Below are 17,420 nucleotides of genomic sequence, written 5' to 3'. Positions count from 1 at the left end.
GGCCGGGGCGGGGGGCGGCTGCCCCGGGGTACCGGCCGCCTCCGTCAGGCCTGCCCGCGCGGCACCCACCCCTGCCGCCGCAGCACCCCGGGGACGTCCGGCGCCTCGTAGTGCTCCCCCTTGAGCACCTTGCCGTCGGCACGCCGGCTGACCTGCCCGCCGGGACCGAGCTTGGTCATGTTGGAGCGGTGGATCTCGGCGATCACCGCGTCGAGGTCGATGCCGTGCACCAGCGCCGTGCCGTAGGCGACGTAGACGACGTCGGCCAGCTCGTGCGCGAGCCTGTCGAGCGGTCCGGTCACCGATACCTCGGCGACCTCCTTCGCCTCCTCCGCGAGCAGTTCCGCACGGTGGGCGGCCAGTTCCGGGGGGACCTCGGCCGGTGTGTCACGGGCGTCGAGCGCGAAGGCACGGTGGAACTCGCGGACCAGGTCGGCGGGCGAAGCACTCATGCCGCGACTGTAGCGGCCGCCGCGGACACTCCCCCGGCCCGCGGCAGGTCGCGGTCTGTGAGCTCCGCCCTGGTCAGCTGCCGCACGGGCTGGCAGGATCGCCCGCATGTCCCACGCGCTGTCCCGGATCGGCAGGCGGCGGGCCCTGCGGGGCGCGGCCGCCGCCTTCGTGGCGCTCGGACTGCTGCTGTGGTGGCTGGCGCCGTGGAGCGAGGAGCCTCCCGGGGGGACGGTCACACTGAGCACGGGCACCCGCTCGGGCGTCTACCAGAAGTACGGTGAGCTGCTGCGCACGTCGCTCGGCCGGCACATGCCCGATCTCGAGGTCCGGCTGGAGACGAGTGACGGATCCCAGGAGAACGTGCGGCGCGTGGCGACCGGGGAGGCCGACTTCGCGATCGCCGCGGCCGACGCGGTCGAGACGTACCGGCTGGACGACCGGTCGGGCGCCCGCCGGCTGCGCGGGGTGGCGCGCCTGTACGACGACTACGTGCAGCTCGCCGTCGCGGCCGACTCGGGTATCCGCTCCGTCCAGGACCTGCGGGGCAGGCGGGTGGCCATCGGATCGCCGAACTCGGGGGTCCGGCTCATCGCCGACCAGGTGCTGAAGGCGGCCGGCATCGATCCGGAGACGGACATCAGGCCCTCGTCGGAGGGCATCGACAGCGGGCCGGAGCGGCTGGGCCACGGACTGGACGCGTTCTTCTGGTCGGGCGGACTGCCCACGGACGGTCTGAAGACGTACACCGAGAAGGCCGCGCTGCGGTTCGTGCCGATAGACGCCGATCTGGTGTCCGAGCTGCACGATCAGGGCGGCGCCACTCGCCACTACCGCGCCACCGACATGCCGGAGTCGGCGTACCCGGGCAGTCAGCTCGGCGCGGCCGTCCCGACGATGGCGGTGTCCAATCTCCTGATCACCCGGTCGGACGTGGACCCCCGGCTCGTCGAGTGGCTGACCCGCGTCGTGCTCAAGAGCCGGGACAACATCGGGGCGCACGTCCACTCGGCCCAGCTCGTCGACGTACGCACCGCGATCTACACCGATCCGCTCCGGCTGCACGACGGCGCCCGCCGCTACTACCGGTCCGTCAAGCCCTGAGCCTCCGGCTCACCCGCGGGGGCGTCTCTCGGCACCGTCACGGTCACCCGCAGTCCGTGCGGTTCGTGACGCTCGTACGCGATCGAGCCGCCCCCCGCGGCGAGCAGGGCGCGTGAGATGGACAGGCCGAGGCCCGAGCCCTTGATGTTCTGGTGCCGGCCGCTGCGCCAGAAGCGGTCGCCGACGCGGGTCAGCTCCTCGTCGGTCAGGCCAGGACCGTTGTCGGTGACGACGACGGTCGACACGTCGCCGTTGGAGGTGACGGTCACCTCGACGGTCTCGCCCTCGGGCGTGAACTTCACGGCGTTGTCGATGACCGCGTCCAGCGCGCTGGACAGCGCCACCGGGTCGGCCCAGGCGGTGGTCGGCGGGCAGGTGCCGGTCAGCCGGACGCCCTTGGCCTCGGCGGTGGGCGACCAGGCCGCGACGCGCTCGGCGGCCACGGCGCCGATGTCGGAGACCTGCAGGTCGGCCTCGCTGTGCTCGGCGAGCGCCAGGCCGAGCAGGTCGTCCAGGACCCGCGCGAGCCGCTTGCCCTCGGCCTGGACGGAGGCGATCTCCTCGTTGCCCTCGGGCAGCTCCAGGGCCAGCAGCTCGATGCGCAGCAGCAGTGCCGACAGGGGGTTGCGCAGCTGGTGGGAGGCGTCGGCGACAAAGGCGCGCTGCTGTTCCAGCACGCTCTCGACGTTGTCCGCCATCTCGTTGAACGACCGGGCGAGCCGTCTGAGTTCCGGCGGCCCGCCGGCCGCGGCGACCCGGGACTTCAGCCGCCCGGTGGCGATGTCGTGCGTGGTGGCGTCCAGGATCCGTACGGGACGGAGCACCCAACCGGTCAGCCGCAGGGCCGCGCCGACGGCCAGCAGCATCGCGGCCGCCTCCCCGGCGGCGATGACCAGCCAGCCGCTGAGGATGCGGGAGCGCATCTGCCCGGTGGGCGAGTCGGTGACCACGACCGCGACGACGTCGCCGTCCCGGATGACCGGCGAGGCCACCACCAGGCTGCGCCGCTGCCAGGGCCACACCTGTTCGGGATCGTGGCTGCGGCGGCTGAGCCGCGCCTCCTCGAAGGCGTCGCGCACCTCGCCCGTGCGGGGCAGGAACCAGTCGTCCGGGGCGTGCGCCATGGGTGAGTCGTTGCGGTAGAAGACGCCCGCACGGATGCCGTAGACCTCGTGGTAGCTGCTGAGCTCGCTGCCGAGCGTCTCGCGGCGCTCGTCGACGTCGCCGCCGGCCGGGTCGGCGGGCTCGGTGACGAACTGGGCGAGTGCCGCGAAGCGGGCCGTGTCGTCGATCCGGTCGACGACGACGTTCTGCTGCTGGGCGCCGGCGAGGCTGACGGCCAGCGGTACGCCGAGGGCGAGCAGGACGGCCGCCATCAGGACGATGAGCAGCGGAAGCAGGCGCGTGTGCACCCGGCCGCCCCGCTACGCCGTGGGCGCGACGAGCCGGTAGCCGACGCCGCGCACGGTCTCGATGAGGGCGGGCATGCGCAGCTTCGCGCGCAGGGAGGCGACGTGCACCTCCAGGGTGCGCCCGGTCCCCTCCCAGCTGGTGCGCCACACCTCGCTGATGATCTGTTCACGGCGGAAGACGACCCCCGGCCGCTGGGCGAGCAGGGCGAGCAGATCGAATTCCTTGCGGGTCAGCTGGACGGCCGCGCCGTTCACGCTGACCTGGCGGGTCGGCAGCTCGATGCGGACGGAGCCGAGGCGCAGCTCGGTCTCCGTGCTGACGGTGGCCTCCTCCTGGACGTTGCGCCGGCTGACGGCGTGGATCCGGGCGAGGAGCTCCCCCGTGTCGTACGGCTTGACCACGTAGTCGTCGGCGCCCAGGTTGAGGCCGTGGATGCGGGAGCGGACGTCGGACCGCGCGGTGACCATGATCACCGGAGTGCTGGTGCGCTTGCGGATCTTGCCGCAGACCTCGTATCCGTCCTGGTCGGGCAGCCCCAGGTCGAGCAGCACCACACCGAAGCCCTCACCTCCGGGAACGAGCGCCTGGAGGGCCTCCTCGCCGCTGCGCGCATGGGTGACGTCGAACCCGTGCCGCGCGAGTACCGCCGACAGGGCGGCGGCGACGTGGTTGTCGTCCTCGACGAGAAGCAGTCTCACCAGGGCCCCCTTCGGTTCATCGGCCGTACGATCTCTTCGTGTGGACTACGCGTGCGTGCGTGTCCCGCACCTTGCAGTCACGCCGATGAGGGAGGACGGCGTCAAGAGGGTTCCGGTTGCGCTTCCGTACCGTTACCGCGCCGAAATCACCCCTGCTCACAAGTGCTACGACAGGTGTCCGATTGCTATCGGATCGTGATGCTCAGATTCCCCTCAGATGTAATGACGCACGTCTGACGGGTTACTACTGTCCTCCGAAACCGAGGAGGACGGAGCCCGAGAGCGATGACCGAAGTATCGGTGGCCAAGGAAGAAGTGGCCGCGACCGGCGATCTGGTCGTCCTGAAGAGCGTCAACAAGCACTTCGGCGCGTTGCACGTACTCCAGGACATCGACCTGACGATCGCCCGTGGCGAAGTCGTCGTGGTCATCGGACCCTCCGGGTCCGGCAAGTCCACCCTGTGCCGCACCATCAACCGACTGGAGACGATCGACTCCGGCTCGATCACCATCGACGGCAAGCCCCTGCCCCACGAGGGCAAGGAGCTCGCCCGGCTGCGTGCTGACGTGGGCATGGTCTTCCAGAGTTTCAACCTCTTCGCGCACAAGACCGTGCTCGAGAACGTGACGCTGGGCCAGGTCAAGGTCCGCAAGAAGGACAAGAAGGCGGCCGAGGAGCGGGCCCGTGCCCTGCTCGACCGGGTCGGCGTGGGCGCGCAGGCGGAGAAGTACCCCGCGCAGCTCTCCGGCGGCCAGCAGCAGCGCGTCGCCATCGCACGTGCCCTGGCGATGGAACCCAAGGTCATGCTCTTCGATGAGCCGACGTCGGCTCTCGACCCGGAGATGATCAACGAGGTGCTGGAGGTCATGCAGCAGCTCGCCCGGGACGGGATGACGATGATCGTCGTCACCCACGAGATGGGCTTCGCCCGCTCGGCGGCCAACCGCGTGGTGTTCATGGCCGACGGCCGCGTCGTCGAACAGGCCTCGCCGGACCAGTTCTTCAGCAACCCGCGCAGCGACCGCGCCAAGGACTTCCTGTCGAAGATCCTCCACCACTGACGGCGCGCCTCGCGCCCTGCCGACCTGCGTCACCGGACATGGACCGGGCCGCGTCATTTCACCAGTCAAAGGATGTGCACCATGAAGCTCCGCAAGGTCACCGCCGCCTCGGCCGCCGTGTTCGCCCTCGCCCTGACCGCCACCGCTTGTGGCGGCGACGACGGTGACAGCGGTTCGTCCTCCTCCGGAAGCGGCAGCGACAAGATCAAGATCGGCATCAAGTACGACCAGCCGGGTCTGGGTCTGAAGGAGCCGGGCGGTTCCTTCTCCGGCTTCGACGTGGACGTGGCGACCTACGTCGCCAAGGAACTCGGCTACGGCCCCGACCAGATCGAGTGGGTCGAGACCAAGAGCGCCGACCGCGAGAACGCCCTCTCGCGCGGCGACGTGAAGATCATCACGGCGACCTACTCCATCACCGACGAGCGCAAGGAGAAGGTCGACTTCGCCGGCCCGTACCTGCTCGCCCACCAGGACCTGCTGGTCACGAGTGACTCGGACATCACCGAGGCGACGGACCTGAACAACAAGAAGCTGTGCTCGGTGACCGGCTCGACCTCGGCGCAGAACGTCAAGAAGGACTTCGCGCCGAAGGCCCAGCTCAGTGAGCGCGGTGGCTACTCGGAGTGCCTGTCCGCCCTGCAGACCGGCCAGGTGGACGCGCTGACCACCGACGACTCGATCCTCGCCGGCTACGCCGCGCAGGACCAGTACAAGGGCAAGTTCAAGCTCGCCGGCCTGAAGCTGAGCAACGAGAACTACGGCATCGGCGTCAAGAAGGGCGACACCGAGACCGTGAACAAGGTGAACAAGGCGCTCGAGAAGATGGTCAGCGACGGTTCGTGGCAGAAGGCCGTCGAGGAGAACTTCGGCCCGGCGAACTACAAGAACGAGCAGGCCCCGAAGATCGGCCAGATCGTCAAGTAGCGCGGGACTCCGCCGGCGCAGGATCCCCGCGGCCGACGCGGGGATCCGCCGACGCGCCGCCGCCCACTTCTGCGGGGGCGGCGCGCCACGTCCGCCACGTACGTCACACACCCGGAAGCGCGGGAGATCGTGTTCGACTTTCTTTCAGACTATGACGACCCGTCCCTGCTGGGCGCTTTCTGGGTCACGGTGCAGCTCACCGTCTTCTCGGCCATCGGATCGCTGATCTGGGGCACCCTGCTGGCTGCCATGCGGGTCAGCCCGGTGCCGCTGATGCGCGGGTTCGGCACCGCCTACGTGAACATCGTCCGGAACATTCCGCTGACCGTCATCATCGTCTTCACGTCGCTCGGCCTGGCCGACATCTTCGGCGTGGCGATGGGCGCGCCGGACGACTTCGAACTCAAGTACTTCCGCCTGGCCGTGCTCGGCCTCGTCGCCTACACCGCCGCGTTCGTGTGCGAGGCGATCCGCTCCGGCATCAACACGGTGCCCGTCGGGCAGGCGGAGGCGGCGCGGGCCCTCGGACTGAGCTTCAGCCAGGTGCTGCGGCTCGTCGTGCTGCCGCAGGCGTTCCGCTCGGTCATCGGGCCACTCGCCAACGTGCTGATCGCCCTGACCAAGAACACCACCGTGGCGGCCACCATCGGTGTGGCGGAGGCCGCGCTCCTGATGAAGGAGATGATCGAGAACGAGGCACAGACGCTGCTCATCGGCGCGGTCTTCGCCTTCGGGTTCGTGGTTCTGACCCTGCCCACCGGCCTGATCCTCAACTGGCTGAGCAAGCGCCTGGCGGTGAAGCGATGACTTCTGTTCTCTACGACGCCCCCGGCCCGAAGGCCAAGCGGCGCAATCTGATCTTCTCGGTCGTCTTCTTCGCCCTGCTCGCCCTGCTGCTGTGGTGGGTCTGGCAGGTGCTGGACGACAAGGGCCAGCTGGAGTGGTCCCTGTGGAAGCCCTTCACCACGGCCGACGCGTGGACGACGTACCTGCTGCCGGGCCTGGCCGACACGCTGAAGGCGGCGGGCCTCGCCATGGTCATCGCCCTCCCGCTGGGCGCGGTCCTCGGCATCGCGCGCATGTCCGACCACCGCTGGGTGCGCATCCCGGCCGGCGCCGTGGTCGAGTTCTTCCGCGCCATCCCGGTACTGCTGCTGATGCTGTTCGCCAACGAGTTCTTCGCCCGTTCCACGGACGTCAGCAGCGCGGAAAGGCCGCTCTACGCGGTCGTCACGGGTCTGGTGCTCTACAACGCCTCGGTCCTCGCCGAGGTGGTCCGGGCCGGCATCCTGGCCCTCCCCAAGGGCCAGAGCGAGGCGGCCCAGGCGATCGGTCTGCGCAAGAGCCAGACCATGAGCAGCATCCTGCTGCCGCAGGCCGTCACGGTGATGCTCCCGGCGATCGTCAGTCAGCTGGTCGTCATCGTGAAGGACACGGCGCTGGGCGGTGTGATGCTCGGCTTCACCGAGCTGCTGAACTCGCGCGGCACGCTGGCGGCCAACTACGCCAACGTCATCCCCAGCTTCATCGTCGTGGCGGTCATCTTCATCGTCCTCAACTTCATCCTCACCTCCTTCGCCTCCTGGCTCGAGGGACGCCTGCGCCGCAGCAAGCGCAGCACGGGCGCCGTGCTCGGCGTCGAGGACGTCGACGACCTCAACGCGGCCGAGGTCGGGGGCACCCACGGGACCGGCGCGGAGAAGTGACGCCCGGCCGACACCTGACATGAGTGTGGCCCGCCGGGAAACGGCGGGCCACACTCATGTCGAGTGCCGGCCGGCGCCCATGGCGCTGAAGAGTGGTGCACACCGGACTCATGTGATGAACCGTCAAGTGAAGGGGCGGCCCTGCCCCACTTCATGATCGCCACCGGCCTTCGGTCACTTGACGCAAGCACCGGCAATAGGTTGCATACGTTCTGTGATCGTGCACCCTGCTCCATCTTCCCGTTCCTCCACGTCCCCTCGGACGTCACTCCGGGCAGGGAGCGCCGCGCCGTGGACCCGGTGATCGTCGTCGGAGCGGGGCCGGTCGGGCTCACGCTCGCTCTGGCGCTGGCACGTCAGGAGGTGCCGTGCGTCGTCCTCGATGAAGGGCCGGGCAAGGACGAGCCCCGTCCGGCGCGCACCGTCGTCCTGCGTGAGGACACCGCCGCGCTCCTGGAACGGCTGACCGGTGTGCCGCTCGCGCACGCCGGTGCCCGTTGGGCCGGATGGCGGTCGATGCGGCGCAAGCAGGTGACGCGCGAGGTCGCGTTCGGCGACGCGGATCCCGCTCCCCTGCACATCGCCCAGCACGTCCTGACGGGTGCCCTGCGCGGGGCCCTCGCCGGCGAACGGCTCGTCAGGATCGCCGTGGACAGCCGGCTGGACACCATGGAGCAGGAGCCCTCGGGCGTGACCGCGCACACCCGCGGCTCGACGGGCACCTGGTGGCGCGGAAGTTACCTGGTGGGCTGCGACGGCCCGCGCTCGACCGTGCGCAAGCTCCAGGACATCCGCTTCCCCGGCCGCACCGCGGTGGAACGTCACGCCGTGGCCGCGCTGCGCACCGAACTGCCCTGGCACGACGAGGCACTGCTGCACCGTATTCCGCCGTGGCGTTCGTCCGGGCCCTCAGCCGGGGAGATCACCGCGCGGCCGCTTCCGGACGGGGTGTGGCGCCTGGACTGGCTGCTGCCGCCGGGCAAGGACCTGGTCACGCCCGAACTGCTGCTCGCCCGGGTCCGGGAGACGCTGGCCGGCTGGGCCGGCGGTCCGACGCCGCCGTACGAGTTGCTGGACACCGGGGTCCACACCGTGCACCACCGGCTGGCCCGGCGCTGGCGGGCCGACCGGGTGTTCCTCGCCGGGGACGCGGCCCACCTGCTCGGCTCCCTCGGCACGCACGGGCTGGACGAGGGCCTCCGCGACGCCGACAACCTCGCCTGGAAGCTGGCACTGGCCTGGCACCACGGTCCGCACGAGGCGCTGCTCGACAGTTATCAGACCGAGCGCCGGGCGATCGTCGCCTCCCGGTTGCGCGCCGCCGACCAAGCGCTGCCACTGGTGCGTGGCGGCGGGGGGCTGCGTTCCTGCGTCCCCGGCTCCACGCGGGGGCACGACACGCTCCTGGCGGACGGTCACCTGGGCCACGGCGCGCTGGGTGCGCCCGGCACGTACGCCGGTTCGCCGCTCGCGCCCGGCCGCCTCGAGGGCGAGGCGCCCGTCGGGACGGTTCCCGGCTCGGCGGTGACGGACGTACGGGTCACGGCGGAGGACGGCACGTTCGTCCGGCTGCGGGACCGGCTCGGCCGGGGTGCCCTGCTGGTGGTGCTGATCGCGCCGGGTACCGGTGTGTGGGATCGCCGGCACTGGGTGTCCGCCGGGATCATGCCCCGGCTGGCGGCGGCCGTCTCGGCGCTGCCGCACCGGGCCGAACTGCTGGTGGCCGAGAGCTACCCGGGCGCGGCGGCCCACACCGTGCTGCTGGTACGGCCCGACGGCCACCTGGTCACCGCGCTGAGCGGGGTTCGCCCCGCGGACCTGTACACGGCGGCCGAGGCAGTGCTCGGCGGACCGGGGGCGGCGGAGACGGAGACGGACGCCAAGGCGGACGCCGGGGCGGCGTCGCGCTGAGGCCGGGGGCCGGCGCCGCGTCGACGCCCGGCACCCGGCCCCTCGGCCCTCGGCCCCTCGCCCCCGGTGCGGACAGCGGACCGTGGGCGGCGGAGCGGAATGATCGCTACGGTCGGGGCGGCTCCGTACCGTGCGAGCGGGTGGAAGGCGCAGAGCCCTGGCCCGTCTCCCGGCCGGTGTTGGCGCCGTCCGCGCTGCTCGTACCCGGCGTGGCGCCGCCGTGGTCGCCGTGGTCGTCACGCGTGGCGATGAGGGACCAGCCGATGGACACGGTGATGGTGACGACGATGACGCCGAGGGTCAGGGGAATGGGCAGCTTGCCCACGGGAGTCTCGGACAGGATCAGCTTGACGCCGGCGAAGGCGAGCAGCACCGCGAGCCCGTAGTGGAGGTAGGCGAAGCGGCGCAGCAGGCCTGCCAGGCAGAAGTACAGACTGCGCAGGCCGAGCACCGCGAAGGCGTTGGCGGTCCACACCAGGAACGTGTTGGTGGTGATCGCGAGGATCGCGGCGACGGAGTCGACGGCGAAGATCAGGTCGGTGGCCTCGATCGCGACCAGGGCCACGAACAGCAGGGTGGCCACACGCCGCCCGTTGATCCTCGTGAAGAAGCGGCCACCGTGGAACCTCGGGTCCGTGGGAATGATCCTCTTGACCAGACGGACGACGATGTTGCGGTCCGGATGGACTTCCTCGTCCTTGGAGACGGCCATCTTGTAGCCGGTCCAGATGAGGAACGCACCGAACACGTAGGCGGTCCAGAAGAAGAGCTGCAGCAGTTCGGCGCCGACGAAGATGAAGACCAGCCGGAACACCAGTGCGCCGATGACACCCCAGAACAGGACCTTGTGCTGGTATGCGTCGGGCACGGCGAAGAACGAGAAGACCAGGGCGAAGACGAAGACGTTGTCGATCGACAGTGCCTTCTCGATCAGGTATCCGGCGTAGTAGGTGGAGGACACCTCACCGCCCTGCCACGCGAACAGGACCAGCCCGAAGGCCAGGCCGATCGCGATCCACACCCCGGACCAGACGGCCGCCTCCTTGAACCCGATGACGTGGTTGTCCCGGTGGGCGATCAGATCGACGGCGAGCATGACGGCGATGACGAGCGAGACCGAGGCCCACACCCACAGCGGGACGGTGAACGACAGATCATTCATGGGACATCGAGTTCCTCGGACGGAGTCGGAGCGCGGAGACGGCGGGCGGGCGCCGCCCGGCCGACGTGCCCACGGTGCGCATCACGGCGGGCGACGAATCCGCCGGGACGTGTTGGCATCCGCGGCGGGCGCCGTCCGGGGAGCCGGGTGTGACGGCGTGAACGGAGGGGCCGCCGCACAGGGCGGAGGCCCTGATCAGGCTGTGTGCGTCCAGGCCCGCCGGCCCCCGGGCGGAAGCGACCACGAGGGGCGAGTGGTGCCGCACGGCCAGCGCCAGCACCCCGTCCGCGGCCCTGGGCCTCGTCCGACCGTCCGCGGGAGCCGGTACGTGGTGAACGACGGGGATGTAGCCGACACCGGCGCTGCGAAGCCGGGGCAGTACCCGGGCCAGGGGTGCCCGGTCCGTCTGCGCGTCCGCGCGGGTGCGGTCCGCCGGCTGCCGCCGGGCGGACAGGACGGCGACCAGCAGCACCGGTGCGTTGCGGGCGGCGGCCAGGCGGACCGCCGCGTCCACCACGACGAGGTCGTCGAGCTGGTCGGTGACCAGCGCGGTGACCGGGTGCGGCAGGGAGACCGGGAGCGCCGGGGAGCCGGTCGCGGCGGGACGGGTCTGAGTGCGGACGGACATCGAGGACCCTCTCCGAAGGGGACAAGTGGGGACATCAGGTGATGTGTTCATCATCACCCGGCACCCCGAAACCCGTCAAGAGTTACGCGAAAATGTTTTCGTCAATCAAATTTCGCGAAACACTCTTGGTCGGGTGAAGTCGGCTTCGTATGATGAGGGCCATGAGCCGGCCTTCCTCCGCACGTGGCGACCAGTGGACGTTCCTGACCAATCACGCGCGCGTCCTGATCGCTCTCGCCCAGGACCCCGACGCGCGGCTCCGGGATGTCGCCGAGCGCATCGGCATCACCGAACGCGCCGTCCAGCTGATCGTCGCCGACCTCGAAACGTCCGGATACCTCACGCGCACGCGCGTCGGCCGCCGCAACCGCTACACGATCGACTTCACCGTCGCCCTGCGCCACCCCACCGAGGCCGACCACCCCGTCGGTGACCTGCTGACGACCTTCATCCACCGCGAGGACACTCCGGCAGCCGACTCCGGACACGCCGCCCCATAAGCCTCCCGGCGTCCGCGTCACACGAGGGAGCGCGGGGCGGTCAGCGGCGCCCAGGGCACCGGCGGAGCCTCGTGGACGAACGGGCCGCCCCTGATGGCGGCCGCCTCCATCACCGTGCTCGCGTCGAGCCCTTCCGGTCCGCTGCGGGAGACCACCAGCCGTGAGCAGCCGTGGGCGATGGCCACGTCCAGCAGATCCCTCGCCGCGCGCAGCCGGCCGCCCCGCCCGGCAGGACGGTGACAGACGGCCGGTTCGAATCCGATGCCCGCCCGGGCCAGGTGCGGCAGAGCACGCCCCAGTACCGCGCGGGCCGTGGCGCCGTCCGGTGCCGCCGCCGCGGCTCGCGGCAGCAGCGGCGGCAGCACCGCGATCAGCAGCAGCGGAGCACCGCGCGCGACGGCGAGGCGGGCAGCTTCATCAACCACCGGGACGTCGTCGAGACGGTCGGCCAGCACCGCGGCCACCGGACGCGGTGGACGTGAACGTCCGGACGTCGAGGCGGCGCTGGCGGCCTTCGCGGCGGGCGAGGAGGGCAGGCACAGGGAGGTCATGATCGTCACACCTTCCGGAGGAGGGCACACCTCCAGGCTCTCCTCCCTCAAGAAAGCACGTCAATAGTTACGTGAAAATTTTTTCGCATGATGAGGGCGCATGCGCATCGGCGCGGACCGACCCGCACCAGGTCGGCAACAAGCGGCCATGTGGTGCAAAAATGCACTTATGTGACTCAAGTGGCGGAAAGCCTCATCGCTTCCCACAATGGATCAGGCGCCGCCACGGGGTTCGTGATGACGACCGCGGCAGCGCAGACCGGCCCCCACGAAGGGAGTTCCGATGACGAAGCGCAGCAGGAAGACAGTCGCCGCCACCGCCGGTGCCTGCGTACTGTCCCTCGCCGTGGCCGTTCCCGCCTCCGCGCAGAGTACGGCGCAGGAGGACGGCAAGGCGTCCGTGTCCGTGTTTCACGGCGTTCCCGGCCTCACCGTCGACGTGTTCGCCAACGGGAACGAACTGCTTCCCGACTTCAAGCCCGGCACCCTGACCGAGCCCCAGCCCCTGGACGCGGGCACCTACGACATCAAGATCTTCCCTGACGGCGAGGGCCCCGACGGTGATCCCGCCATCCAGAAGAGCGTCGATGTCCCGGCCGGGGCGAACGCCACGCTCGCGGCCCACCTCGACGCGCAGGGCAACCCCACGCTCACCGCGTTCGTCAACGACACCTCCGAGGTTGCGGCCGGTCAGGCGCGGCTGACCGTCCGTCACGTGGCCGCGGCACCCGCCGTGGACGTCCGAGCGGGCGGCGAGCCGGTCGTCCGGGACCTGACCAACCCGAACGAGAAGTCGCTCGAGGTGCCCGCCGGCACGGTGAACGCCGATGTCGTCCTGGCCGGGACCGACACCGTGGCCATCGGCCCCGCGGACCTCGACCTCGCCGAGGGCACCAGCACGGTCGTCTACGCCTGGGGCAGCGCCGAGGACAAGAACCTCGCGCTGAAGACGCAGACGATCAGCGGCATGGACTCCGCGCCGAACGGTGTGGACGCCGGCGAGAGCGGAGCCATGGCCTCCGACAACGAGTCCGCCACCGCCTGGCTGGCCTGGAGCGCCGCGGGTGCCGTCGCGGTCGCCGGTCTGCTGGCCGCCCGCCACCTGCGCGCCCGGGGCGACTGACGGCCGTGCGTTCCTCCACAGGGGCCGGACGGCCCCCCGCGGCGGCCGTCGTGGCCGCCGCGGTCGCCGCCGTCGTCCTGGCGGCGCTGCTGGTCTGGTCGCTGTGGCCGTCCGGAACCTCGGTGCCGTCGGACTTCGGCGCCCGTCCGCGTGCCCAGGAGCCCGCGACCGCGACGTCGTCCGGGGTTCTCGACGACGCGCCGGGCGAGGGAAAGACAACCGGCCCCGCGTCCGAACCGACGGCGCTGCGCGTTCCCCGGGTTTCCCTGGAGGCCCTTGTCCAGGACGTCGGCGTCCGGGGCGACGGCACGGTCGAGATCCCCGACGACGCGGGGCAGGCCGGCTGGTACCGCTTCGGGCCCGCACCGGGCGCCCCCGCAGGCTCCGCCGTCCTGATCGGCCACGTGGACGACCGCACCGGTGATCTGGGCGCCTTCGCCAAGCTGTACGGGGTCCGGAAGGGCGACGCCATCACCGTCGCCCGCGAGGACGCGCCTCCCGTCCGGTACGAGGTCACGGCCCGTGAGGTGGTCGACAAGGACAGGCTCCCCGACGAGGTGTTCCGGCGTCACGGGCGGCCGGTCCTGACCCTGGTCACCTGCGCGCCCCCGTACGACCGCGAACGCGGCGGTTACCAGCGGAATCTGCTGGTGTACGCCGTCCCCGCCGGATGATCCGCAGGACCGGACACGGGCGACCGAGGCGGGACCCGCCGCTTCAGAACGGCTCGTCGCCGAGGAGGTCCGTGTCCTCGCCCTCCTCCTCGAGCGCCTGCCGGACGACGCGCAGGGCGAGGCCCTCGGGATATCCCTTGCGGGCGAGCATGCCCGCGAGACGGCGGACGCGTTTGTCCCGGTCGAGTCCGCGAGTGGTGCGCAGTTTGCGGGTGACCAGTTCGCGGGCGGTCTCCTCCTCCTGCTCGGCGTCGAGCCGGGAGACGGCCGCGTCGATGAGCGCGGGGTCGACGCCCTTGGTGCGCAGCTCCCGCGCGAGCGCGCGCCGGGCCAGCCCCCGGCCGTGGTGCCGGGACTCCACCCAGGCGTCCGCGAAGGCGCTGTCGTTGATCAGCCCGACCTCCTCGAACCGGGACAGCACCTCCTCGGCGGCCTCGTCCGGGATCTCCCGCTTGCGCAGGGCGTCGGCGAGCTGCTGCCGGGTGCGCGGGGTCCCGGTGAGCAGACGCAGACAGATGGCCCGCGCCCGCTCGACCGGGTCCCCCGGAGGTTCCTCCCGCTCCGCCCTCGACGAGGAAGAGGCGCCCCCGTCCGCCGCGGCCGCGTCGCCGGGGCTCCGGCGTCCGCGCCCGCGTCCACCGCGCGGCCCGCCGTCACGCGAGCCGCCCGCCCGTGCGCCCCGGCCGCGTCGGCCGGGGCCGGAGTCCGCGTCACGGAGGCCGCCCGTGCCGTCGTCGTACTCCGCGTCACCGCCCAGCGCTGGGCCCTCGCCGCCCGCGGTGCCCCTCCCCCGTGGGGCACCGGAGGCATCGAACTCGTACTCGGCCCAGTCGGTTCGTCGGGTCACGGGTCAGCTCTTGGCCGCCGCGGCCTTGGACTTGGTGGCCTTGGCCGCCGGGGCCGCAACCGCGGCCGGCTCGGCCGGAGCCGTGCCCGTGGCGTCCGCGCCCTGCTCGGCCGCGGGCTCCTCGGGCCGTACGCCGACGCCCAGCTTCTCCTTGATCTTCCTCTCGATCTCGTTGGCGAGGTCGGGGTTGTCCTTCAGGAAGTTGCGGGCGTTCTCCTTGCCCTGGCCGAGCTGGTCGCCCTCGTACGTGTACCAGGCGCCCGCCTTGCGGACGAAGCCATGCTCCACGCCCATGTCGATCAGGCCGCCCTCGCGGCTGATGCCCTGGCCGTAGAGGATGTCGAACTCGGCCTGCTTGAAGGGCGGCGCCACCTTGTTCTTGACGACCTTGCAGCGGGTGCGGTTGCCGACCGCCTCGGTGCCGTCCTTGAGGGTCTCGATGCGGCGGATGTCGATGCGCACCGAGGCGTAGAACTTCAGCGCGCGGCCACCGGTCGTGGTCTCCGGCGAGCCGAACATCACGCCGATCTTCTCGCGGAGCTGGTTGATGAAGATCGCGGTGGTCTTGGACTGGTTGAGCGCGCTGGTGATCTTCCGCAGGGCCTGGCTCATCAGGCGGGCCTGCAGACCCACGTGGCTGTCGCCCATCTCGCCCTCGATCTCCGCGCGCGGGACGAGCGCGGCGACGGAGTCGATGACGATGAGGTCGAGGGCACCGGAGCGGACCAGCATGTCCACGATCTCCAGAGCCTGCTCGCCGTTGTCCGGCTGGGACAGGATCAGGTTGTCGATGTCGACGCCGAGCTTCTTCGCGTACTCGGGGTCGAGGGCGTGCTCCGCGTCCACGAAGGCGACCTGACCGCCTGCCTTCTGCGCGTTGGCCACCGCGTGCAGGGTCAGGGTCGTCTTGCCGGAGGATTCCGGTCCGTAGATCTCCACCACACGGCCACGCGGCAGACCACCGACGCCGAGGGCCACGTCGAGCGCCGTCGACCCGGTCGGGATGACCTCGATGGGCTCCCTCGACCGCTCGCCCATGCGCATGACCGCGCCCTTGCCGAATTGTCGTTCAATCTGTGCGAGCGCGGCGTCGAGCGCCTTCTCGCGGTCGGTTCCTGCCATGGGTTCCACCCGGTTTGCTTGAGTCGATCGCTTCACGTCAAAGACGCTAACGCCTGCCACTGACAACGCGCCCCGACGCACGTCCGGCCTGTGGATAACACGGGTGCTTTCCTACCCCTACCGGGACGGAACACCCGCCGTTGAGCCTCACCGGCGTTCCCATAAGAATAGATGTTCGATTTTCGTGTCAAGCCGCGCCGCGCCGCACCCGCACGGGGCGGCCTGCTCTTCAGGAAGCGCCGGTCTCCTCCTTGCCGGGGCGCGCCGCTCCCGGCCGGCGGGCCCACGCACGGCGGATGCGCGTGAGCGCCCGCGGCGCCCCGCCGGGACCGCGGTGGCCGTGCACACGGGGGTCGTCCGTGACGTCGTACCGCTTCACATACGCCCCGAGGAACGCCTGGAGGGTGGCGACGGCGGGGATCGCGATCAGCGCGCCCACGGCGCCCAGCAGGGCGGTGCCCGCAACGACCGACCCGAAGGCGACCGCCGGGTGGATGTCCACGGTCTTGGAGGTCAGCTTGGGCTGCAGCACGTAGTTCTCGAACTGCTGGTAGAACACCACGAAGATCAGCACCCACAGCGCGTACCACGGGTCGACCGTGAAGGCGATCAGCATGGGCAGCGCGCCCGCGAGATAGGTGCCGATGGTGGGGATGAACTGCGACACCAGGCCCACCCACACGGCCAGCACGGGCGCGTAGGGCACTTCGAGGAGTTCCAGCAGGACGTAGTGCGCCAGTCCGGAGACGAGTGCCATCAGTCCGCGCGAGTACAGGTAGCCGCCCGTCTTGTTCACGGCTATCTCCCACGCGCGCAGCACCTCGGCCTGCCGTGCGGGCGGCAGCAGGGAGCAGACGGTGCGCCGCAGCCGCGGTCCGTCGGCGGCGAAGTAGAACGAGAACAGGCCGACGGTCAGCAGCTGGAAGAGACCGCCGAGGACCTGGGCGGACACGTCCAGCACCCCGGTGGCGCTGTTCTGGACGTAATTGCGCAGCCAGTCCGAGCGCAGCAGGCCCTCCTGGATGTCCACCCGCCGCAGTTCGGTGTCGAAGTGGGCGTTGACCCAGTTGATCACGGAGTCGAGGTAGTCCGGGAAGTCCTCGACGATCTTGACGATCTGCCCCGCGAGCATGGACCCGAGCAGGGTGACGAAGCCCGCGCCCACGACCAGGATGCCCAGGATGACGAGGAAGGTGCCCAGACCCCGGCGCACCCCGCGCGCGGCCATCCAGCTCACCGCGGGCTCCACGGCGAGCGCCAGGAAGAACGCGATCAGAACGTTGATCAGCAGGCCGGTGAGCTGGTGGAAGGCCCAGCTGCCCAGCTGGAACACACCGAACAGGGTGAACGCCAGCACCATGGCACGCGGCAGCCAGCGCGGCATACGGGGGCCCGGCGCGACCGCGGGCCCCACCGGAGGCCCTGCGGGCGGCGGCGTGCCGGGCGTGGTGGGTTCCGGGGCCGCCGGCCCGGTCTCGTCGGTGGGTGCCACGGCCCAAGTCTCACCCACGCCGAGGACGGCCGTCCGCCAGGGGCGGAATC

General features: G+C 70.9%; 18 protein-coding genes. 9 read left to right on the top strand and 9 right to left on the bottom strand.

Going from position 1 to position 17,420, the window contains the following annotated elements; translation table 11 throughout:
- Positions 1–44: 44 nt before the first annotated feature.
- Positions 45–452, bottom strand: coding sequence for a pyrophosphohydrolase domain-containing protein (locus tag BU52_RS07020; protein WP_037929903.1), 408 nt, complete (start codon positions 450–452; stop codon positions 45–47).
- 106 nt (positions 453–558) lie between these two features.
- Here BU52_RS07020 and BU52_RS07015 point away from each other — a divergent pair, with 106 nt between their 5' ends.
- Entirely contained in the window at positions 559–1,554 is a 996-nt protein-coding gene (locus BU52_RS07015) for a TAXI family TRAP transporter solute-binding subunit (protein ID WP_037929900.1), read from the top strand.
- Here BU52_RS07015 and BU52_RS07010 read toward each other — a convergent pair.
- Complete coding sequence (locus BU52_RS07010) at positions 1,533–2,966, bottom strand: sensor histidine kinase (protein WP_037929898.1); 1,434 nt, start codon at positions 2,964–2,966, stop codon at positions 1,533–1,535. The genes BU52_RS07015 and BU52_RS07010 overlap by 22 nt on opposite strands.
- A 12-nt stretch (positions 2,967–2,978) precedes the next feature.
- A complete protein-coding gene (locus BU52_RS07005; RefSeq protein ID WP_037929895.1) occupies positions 2,979–3,665 on the bottom strand; it encodes a response regulator transcription factor in 687 nt (228 codons plus the stop codon).
- 285 nt (positions 3,666–3,950) lie between these two features.
- Here BU52_RS07005 and BU52_RS07000 point away from each other — a divergent pair, with 285 nt between their 5' ends.
- The 5 genes from BU52_RS07000 to BU52_RS06980 all read left to right on the top strand — a co-directional run bounded on the left by BU52_RS07000 (position 3,951) and on the right by BU52_RS06980 (position 9,271).
- Complete coding sequence (locus BU52_RS07000) at positions 3,951–4,727, top strand: amino acid ABC transporter ATP-binding protein (RefSeq protein ID WP_037929893.1); 777 nt, start codon at positions 3,951–3,953, stop codon at positions 4,725–4,727.
- Positions 4,728–4,808: 81 nt separating this feature from the next.
- Positions 4,809–5,654 (top strand): glutamate ABC transporter substrate-binding protein, encoded by an 846-nt coding sequence (locus tag BU52_RS06995; protein WP_037929890.1) that lies wholly within the window; start codon positions 4,809–4,811, stop codon positions 5,652–5,654.
- 129 nt (positions 5,655–5,783) lie between these two features.
- Complete coding sequence (locus BU52_RS06990; protein WP_037929888.1) at positions 5,784–6,461, top strand: amino acid ABC transporter permease; 678 nt, start codon at positions 5,784–5,786, stop codon at positions 6,459–6,461.
- A complete protein-coding gene (locus BU52_RS06985) occupies positions 6,458–7,360 on the top strand; it encodes an amino acid ABC transporter permease (protein WP_037929885.1) in 903 nt (300 codons plus the stop codon). The genes BU52_RS06990 and BU52_RS06985 overlap by 4 nt, the downstream gene beginning before the upstream one ends.
- Before the next feature lie 291 nt (positions 7,361–7,651).
- On the top strand, positions 7,652–9,271 hold the full coding sequence (locus BU52_RS06980; protein WP_037929883.1) for an FAD-dependent monooxygenase: 1,620 nt from the start codon (positions 7,652–7,654) through the stop codon (positions 9,269–9,271).
- A gap of 106 nt (positions 9,272–9,377) precedes the next feature.
- Here BU52_RS06980 and BU52_RS06975 read toward each other — a convergent pair whose 3' ends face one another.
- On the bottom strand, positions 9,378–10,433 hold the full coding sequence (locus BU52_RS06975) for a TerC family protein (protein ID WP_037929880.1): 1,056 nt from the start codon (positions 10,431–10,433) through the stop codon (positions 9,378–9,380).
- Positions 10,426–11,061, bottom strand: coding sequence for a universal stress protein (locus tag BU52_RS36190; protein ID WP_235216274.1), 636 nt, complete (start codon positions 11,059–11,061; stop codon positions 10,426–10,428). The genes BU52_RS06975 and BU52_RS36190 overlap by 8 nt, the downstream gene beginning before the upstream one ends.
- Positions 11,062–11,222: 161 nt before the next feature.
- Here BU52_RS36190 and BU52_RS06965 point away from each other — a divergent pair, with 161 nt between their 5' ends.
- Complete coding sequence (locus BU52_RS06965) at positions 11,223–11,561, top strand: helix-turn-helix transcriptional regulator (RefSeq protein WP_268747597.1); 339 nt, start codon at positions 11,223–11,225, stop codon at positions 11,559–11,561.
- Positions 11,562–11,578: 17 nt separating this feature from the next.
- Here BU52_RS06965 and BU52_RS06960 read toward each other — a convergent pair whose 3' ends face one another.
- On the bottom strand, positions 11,579–12,112 hold the full coding sequence (locus BU52_RS06960; protein WP_235216273.1) for a universal stress protein: 534 nt from the start codon (positions 12,110–12,112) through the stop codon (positions 11,579–11,581).
- 283 nt (positions 12,113–12,395) lie between these two features.
- On the opposite strand from BU52_RS06960, the gene BU52_RS06955 reads away from it, so the two are divergent.
- Together BU52_RS06955 and BU52_RS06950 are read left to right on the top strand one after the other, a co-directional pair.
- Positions 12,396–13,235: a DUF4397 domain-containing protein gene (locus BU52_RS06955; protein ID WP_037929874.1), complete on the top strand. Its 840-nt coding sequence runs from the start codon at positions 12,396–12,398 to the stop codon at positions 13,233–13,235.
- 5 nt (positions 13,236–13,240) lie between these two features.
- The gene (locus BU52_RS06950) at positions 13,241–13,909 is read left to right on the top strand and encodes a class F sortase (protein WP_037929871.1); all 669 of its coding nucleotides are present in this window, start codon (positions 13,241–13,243) and stop codon (positions 13,907–13,909) included.
- Positions 13,910–13,952: 43 nt separating this feature from the next.
- On the opposite strand, the gene recX is transcribed toward BU52_RS06950, so the two are convergent.
- The 3 genes from recX to BU52_RS06935 all read right to left on the bottom strand — a co-directional run bounded on the left by recX (position 13,953) and on the right by BU52_RS06935 (position 17,370).
- Positions 13,953–14,756 (bottom strand): recombination regulator RecX, encoded by an 804-nt coding sequence (gene recX / locus BU52_RS06945; protein ID WP_037929868.1) that lies wholly within the window; start codon positions 14,754–14,756, stop codon positions 13,953–13,955.
- A 3-nt stretch (positions 14,757–14,759) separates the two neighbouring features.
- Positions 14,760–15,878, bottom strand: a complete 1,119-nt coding sequence (gene recA, locus BU52_RS06940) for a recombinase RecA (RefSeq protein WP_037929864.1) — start codon at positions 15,876–15,878, stop codon at positions 14,760–14,762.
- 229 nt (positions 15,879–16,107) lie between these two features.
- Positions 16,108–17,370 carry an AI-2E family transporter gene (locus tag BU52_RS06935; RefSeq protein ID WP_200881162.1) on the bottom strand — a complete coding sequence of 421 codons (1,263 nt, stop codon included), beginning with the start codon at positions 17,368–17,370 and terminating at the stop codon, positions 16,108–16,110.
- Between the last annotated feature and the right edge of the window lie 50 nt (positions 17,371–17,420).

The sequence above is a fragment of the Streptomyces toyocaensis genome (genome assembly GCF_000725125.1).
Taxonomy (GTDB): domain Bacteria; phylum Actinomycetota; class Actinomycetes; order Streptomycetales; family Streptomycetaceae; genus Streptomyces; species Streptomyces toyocaensis.
The sequence above is the reverse complement of the archived record's forward strand: the minus strand, read 5'-3'. Positions and strand labels throughout refer to the sequence as shown.